This is a genomic window from Kitasatospora sp. NPDC048296, assembly GCF_043201815.1.
In the GTDB taxonomy this organism is placed as follows: domain Bacteria; phylum Actinomycetota; class Actinomycetes; order Streptomycetales; family Streptomycetaceae; genus Kitasatospora.
Window position 1 is genome coordinate 1 of the sequence record NZ_JBICZB010000142.1, and the last position, 6,197, is coordinate 6,197.

General features: G+C 71.4%; 3 protein-coding genes. 1 reads left to right on the forward strand and 2 read right to left on the reverse strand.

What is annotated here, in order from left to right:
* Positions 1–982: 982 nt before the first annotated feature.
* On the forward strand, positions 983–2,188 hold the full coding sequence (locus tag ACGF12_RS37685) for a hypothetical protein (protein WP_393040895.1): 1,206 nt from the start codon (positions 983–985) through the stop codon (positions 2,186–2,188).
* Here ACGF12_RS37685 and ACGF12_RS37690 read toward each other — a convergent pair.
* Positions 2,185–3,636, reverse strand: coding sequence for a hypothetical protein (locus tag ACGF12_RS37690; RefSeq protein ID WP_393040898.1), 1,452 nt, complete (start codon positions 3,634–3,636; stop codon positions 2,185–2,187). The genes ACGF12_RS37685 and ACGF12_RS37690 overlap by 4 nt on opposite strands.
* A 3-nt stretch (positions 3,637–3,639) precedes the next feature.
* On the reverse strand, positions 3,640–6,197 hold a 2,558-nt coding region (locus ACGF12_RS37695), incomplete at its 5' end, for a hypothetical protein (protein WP_393040901.1).

A 6,197-nucleotide genomic window follows, 5' to 3' on the forward strand; every position in this document is an offset into this window, starting at 1 on the left:
AACGTCGCCACGCCGCAAAGACACCACATAGAGTGCTCTACCTAGCCGCATAGGCTCGCAAGCCCACCGATGTCTGTCAGACCGGGGCAACTCCATTCAGCCGCTTCATCCGCGAAGTCCGCGCCCGCGCCGCACCTGGCTACCGATACGAGGGCGCCGGCGTCTCAGACCCGCTCGTCCGCTGGATCGAGGAAGAGCGCTACTACCGCACCCTGCCCAACCACCCGTTCCCGATGCCGAACGAGCCCCGCACTCACAACCCGGAGCCGCTGGACCAGCTCACCCGCCGACTCAACGATCTCCTCGCCCCTGACACCGACGACCGGGGAAGTTGCGCCAGCTGCGGCACCAAGTTGAAGGCTCCCAAGTCGACTACACGGTTCTGCTCGACCGTATGCCGATCGCGCAACTGGCGCCGGCAGCAGAACGACCGCGCTCTCCGTGACGCCGCCTCCCGGAAGCAGACGAGGGAGTGCCCGGTCTGCGGGGTCACCTGGCTGGCGGGGTTGGAGCGTCGTGCCGACGCTCGCTTCTGCTCGGGGCGCTGCCGACAGGCCGATCACCGCCGCCGGTCAGCGCTCTACGACCGCTGACCGGCAACATCAACTGAGACAACCTCACCGAAGTGCTGCCGAGAGGCAACGTCAACTGAGACTCCACCGAAGGTCCGTCTCACCCGACCATGCATCACCGCTGGTCACAGCTTCGGCTACCGGCAAGATCAAATGAGACGGGACAATACGGATCAGAAGACTGTTTTCCCATTCAGTGAAACGTCGCTCCCTCAACATTTTCGTCATTGACTGTGAACGGCTTTCGCGGCCCCGGAGCACGACGGCATCACCCACGGAAAAGGACCGCGAGGACCGGAGTCACCATGGCAGGATAGACCGGTTCGACTGCGAAGCCCGTACCCGATGGCCCCCGGTGGGGTTCGGCGGGAGACTGGCCGTGGGGGTCGAGGCACGGTTGGAGCGCAGCGATGGGCGATGGGCGGACCCTCGACGAAGTGATCGCCGCCGACGGCCCGCTGCCGCCGCGCGAGGCGGCCCGGGTCGGCGCCCAGATCCTGGCCTCGCTCGTCCAGGGGCACCGGTCGGGGCGGGTGCACGGGGGCGTCGAGCCGAGCCGGGTGGTCCTGGAGCAGGAACGAGCGCTGCTCACCGCGTTCGCGGCCGAGCCGCTCAAGGGCTCCCCCGACTACCTGGCGCCTGAGCGGGCCGCAGGTCGTCCGCCCGGCCCCGAGGCGGATCTGTGGTCGCTGGGGGCCACGCTGTACACGGCCGTGGAGGGCCGGCCGCCGGCGGAGCAGCCGCCCGAGCCGCGCCGGGCCGGGCCGCTCGCACCGGTCATCGCGTCGCTACTGCGCCCGGACCCGGCGCAGCGGCCGGGCGCCGAGTGGACCGGGCACATGCTCGACCGGGTGGCGGCGGGCTTCACCGCCGGCCCGGCGACCGCCGAGGCCCTGCCGCCCCGGGCGCCGACCGCGACACCCCCTGCGACGGGTAAGCCGCCTCCAACTGTGCGGCGGCCCTGGGTGCCGGTCGCGGCGGTGGTCCTCGCGCTGGCGCTGATCGGCGGGTTGGTGTTCCTGCTGGTCGGCCGCGGTACGCATCACCAGGCGGCCACCTCGGCGCCGTCCACGCCGCCGTCGGCCACCGCACCGACGACACCCGAGACGCCCACGACCCCACCGCCGACACCCGGGACACCGTCGCCCCAGGCCCCGTCGACCGCTCCGCCGCAGACCCCCGGGGCCTCGGTGCCCCCCGGCTTCGCCGAAACCACCGACCCGGCGGGCTTCAGCTTCGCGGCTCCCAACGGATGGACGCGGAGCGACAACGGCATGGGCGGCGGCGACTACTCACCGGACAGCGGCGGCCACGTGCTGCGGTTCGCCGTTGTCCCCAACCCTTCCAAACAGGCACCCCTCGACGGGTTCCGCCAGATCGAACAGTCGCTCACCCAGCAGGGCGGCTACACCCGGATCGACCTGCGCGCCAACACCTACCAGGGCGACCCGGGCGCCTACTGGGAGTTCACCTTCGGCTCGTCCCACGTGGGCGCGCAGTCCTTCCTCACCCCGAACGGCACCGAGTACACGATCTACCTCTCCACCCCCGACTCCGACTGGGCCTCCTACCAGCCGGTCCTCACCACCGTGCTGAACACCTTCACGATCCCTTAGGTCCCGATCTCCTCGATCCGCCGCCCGTCCACCCAGGTCGACCAGCCGTTGGAGCAGACGATGTGCGCCCAGTCCCCGGCCCGTTCGAGCAGCTGCAGCTCCACTCTCCCGTCGATCCGGGTGACGGCCTTGAGCGCCGGATCGGGCGCGGTCCAGGCCGACATGCCGCCGGACGGGACGCGGTGCGTGGGCCGGAAGGCGGGTGCGGCGGGCGGGCCGGGGGGCACCGGGGACGCGGGCGGGCGGCTGAGCGGTCCGGTCGCCGGTGCCGCCACCGTCAACGTCACCGGCTCCGTCCTCGGGCGGTAGACCTGCTCGGGCAGCGTCAGCTCCGGGATCGGCCGCAGGAAATCACGGGCCACGTTGCAGGCCTCCACGACGCCGATCGCCCGCAGCCCGAACCGGACGGCCGACCAGTCCTCGCGGGCCCGGGTGAGGCCCTGGCTGACCAGGGCCCAGACGGTCGGCTCGGTCACCACGAACAGGACCATGTCCTCCTGCGCGACGGGCCGCCCGGCCTCGTGACCGACCACCTGGACGTCGTGCAGCGAGAGCAGGCTGATCCAGGTGAACAACGTGCCCGCGAACGTCGCCAGCGTGAGCCCGAGTTCGTAGGCCGGCGGATCGCCCGCCCCGGCCCGTTCGACGTACCCGGTCTCCTCGTAGCGGCACAGCTCCCGCTCGGCGACGGCGGCGGTGACCGGCGGGAGGGTCGTGCCGGTCCCCCCGCCGGGGTGCGTCTGGGTGGCGAACAGCTCCGCGACGGCGTGGGCTATCCACCGCCGGTCGGCCACCCGCAGGGCGTCGTTCTGGGCCTCCAGGACGTCCGTCAGGGTGACGGTGACCGGCACCGGTTCCGTCCGCCGTCCGGCGAAGGAGCGGAAGAAGGCGGTCTTGTACGCGTCGACCAGCACCAGCAGGAAGGCCAGTTGCTCGGCGGTCAGCTCCTCCTCCGGCAGCGGCATCGGCTGACCGCTGGAGAACTGCACCTGGAGCTGCACCCACCATTCGAGGTCCTGGTGCGAGAAGGGGGCCATCAGCTCGTACCCGCCGTCCAGCGTGGGCCGCAACCCGACGATGACGTCCTCGGACAGGCGGGACGCGTACAGCCGGCACTGGGTCGGCGCGCTGTTGAACAGGGCGGTGCGGGCGTCCACCACCCGGTCGGGAACGGCGAGCGGGGTCAGCGCGATCCGTACGGTGGTCGTGGGCAGCTCGGTGAACTCCCGGAGCAGCTCACCGACTTCGCGTACCGGCCCGGTCGCGTCCAGGACCGGGGCGGCCAGGTCGGTGAGCGGCGACAGGACGCCGGGCTCGGGCAGCCCCAAGTGACGTACCAGCGGCGCGAATTCGGCCCGTTCGAGGCGGATGGTGCGAGCCAGGCCGCCCGGCGAGCGCTCGGGCGTCTCCGTACCGGCAGTCGCCGCGCCGGTGGCTTCGGTGTCCATGGCTCACTTTCCTTCCGCAGGTTCGTCCCCGCGCGCCGGTCCCGAGGAGATGCCCTTGACCACGTTCCCGGCCTGCCCGCCGACCGCCTGCACGACGTGACCGCCGAGGTCGCCCAGGCCGGGGCCGGGCAGGGCATGGAACGCGGGTTGCAGCTCACCGTGCCCTTTGATGAAGGCCGCCAGGTTCGAATCGACCTGCTCGGCAAGGCCGTTGATCGAGGTGCCGAACTTCTGCGCCGACAGGGCCTCCATCTGGGTCGGGGTGTAGACGCCCCTGCCGCAGTCGCCGAGGAAGGACTTCATGTCAAGGACCCGCTGATAGGCGGCGGGGTCCGCGCCCTTGTAGTAGTACATGAGCGGTTCGAGCTTGGTTCTGATGTCCTTTTCCACGCCGCGGGCGGTCTCCTGGAGCGCGCTGCCCTCGCTCAGCTCGTGCGGGTTCATGTACGCCTTGTAGGTGGTCACCGATCCGGTCTGCTCGGCCCACCTGGGATCGGGCGGGTAGGTGAGGGCGTCGTTCTTGAGCACCGGCAGATCCTGGTACGCCTCCGGATGCTTGCTCTGGGTCACGGCCTGCAGGGCCTTCCCGGCGTCCTCGACCTTGCCACCCGTGGCGTTGGCGTACGCCTGGTTGTAGGCCTTCTGGAACGCGTCGTTGGCCTCGGAGGCAGACACCGGCACACCGTTGAGCGTCAGTTGATTGGCGGCCTTCAATTTCCGGAGCTCGTTGTACAGGTCCTCGGCCCGTTGCGAGGTGGGCGGGGCTTTCTCCAGCTGCGCGAGGGTCTCGCGGTACGCCATCTGGTTCAGGGCCAGGTCGCGGTCCATCCCGACGGACCCCTTGCTCTTGGCGTTGCGCAGGTCGGTCAGGTCGTCGACGGTCAGCGCCCGTCCGCCCCGCTTGAAGCCCTGGGCGTTGAGGGCGTCGACGGTGCCCTGCCGGGCCTCCGTCAGCATCGGTTCGAGGGCGCCCGCGTAGGCACCCTGGATCTCCATGGGGACCGTCTTCAGGGTGGCCTTGCCCTGGTACAGGAGGTTGGTGTCGATGACCTTCTGCCGGAGTGCCTGCTCGGCCGCGGCGATCTCCGCCGCGCTCGCTCCCTGGGCCTTCAGGGTCTTCAGGTCGGTCGCCATCTGCTGGACCTCCTGCGCCGCCTTCCGCCCGGCGGCCTGCTCGGTGAGGAAGGCGGCGTCGGTGGCGGCATTGGCCGTCGGGACCGGGCCGGGAGGCGGCTGGCCGCCGTACAGCCTGCTCAGCGTGGGGGTCTCCTGGACCGCCTCGGCCGCCGCCGGGCCGATGTTCTTCAGGCCGAGCGAGTGCAGCCCTACGGCGTTGCCGAAGTCCTGGACCATGGCGAGCGCGATCGAGAGCCGACCGGCCTGCGGCGCCGGGCTGTTCGGGTCGATCACCTGGCCGACGGTGGCCTGGCAGGCGGCCTGCAGGGTGTTGATCGGCAGCACCGCGTTCGCCATGCCGAGCAGGCCCTTGCCGAGCCCGCCCTCCTCGTACCCGACGCCGAAGCCCTGGACGGCGTTGCGGCCGACCATGAACGCCCCGAGCTGGGCGGCGCCGGCCGCGGTCAGCGGCACCGCGAACGGGGCCAGCAGCATCTCCCCGGCGATGGCGACGTGCTGCCACCCGACGGCGGCGGCCTCGTGCTCCTGGGCCGCGATCGAATCCAGCTCGGCGGCGGCCGCCTCCGTCTCCGCGCGTCCCTGGGCCTGAGTGAGCAGGGCGGTGGTCAGTTGCCGCAGCCCGCCCGCGGTATCGGTGCCCGGGCCGCCGCTCTCGATCTGCTGAAGCACCCGGTTGGCCATCTCGAACTGGCCCGGCGGCAGGTGGTCGATCAGGTTGCTGAGGTAGTTCTCGCGGGCCTCGATGCCGTCCAGTTGGTGCAGGTAGTCGGTGTAGTCGCGGTCGGAGCGGGCGGCGGCGGCCTCCATCTTGACCATGCCGTCGTCCCGGATCCGCTCCCGCTGCACGTCACCCGCCACATTGGCGGCGGGGATCATCGCCTCCAGGTTCCGGATGGCCTGGAGCTGGTCGGCGGTGAGGCCCTGGGTGGGGTCGAGCCCCTCTTTGAGGGTCTGCAGTTGCTGCCAGTACGAGGGGTCGTACATGTTGGCGCCGTCGAGCGCGGCGAGCCGGTCCCGGATCGCCTGGGCAGGGTCGGGAGCGGGGGGCGCGACTGCGGGTGCGGGGGCCGGGGCGGGGGCGGGGGGCTGGTCAGGCGGAGGCTGGTCGTCCCCGGCGGTCCCTGCGTCGAGTGGCTCGGGGCCGGGCGGCAGGGAGGGCAGCGGCAGCGGTTCCAGGTCCACCGGCGGCAGCGTCGGCAGCGGCCCGGCGTCCACCGGGAACGGCGCCTGCTGACTGGGCAGCGCCAGCGGCGGGTCTGTCATCCCCTGTGCGTGGCGCCAGTTGAGGTACTGGTTGAACTCGGCGTCGGTGGGCGGATCGGTGGAGCCGGGGTGGGTGGCGCGCCAGCGCTGGAAGGCCGGGTCGTCCAGCAGTCCCTGGATCCAGTTGTTGACTGCCTGGCGGTCGCCGGGTGGCATGCCGG

Excerpts from the sequence above, each read along its gene's own strand:
- ACGF12_RS37690 (WP_393040898.1), bottom strand. The coding sequence starts at position 3,636 with ATGGACACCGAAGCCACCGGCGCGGCGACTGCCGGTACGGAGACGCCC.
- ACGF12_RS37685 (WP_393040895.1), top strand. The coding sequence starts at position 983 with ATGGGCGATGGGCGGACCCTCGACGAAGTGATCGCCGCCGACGGCCCG.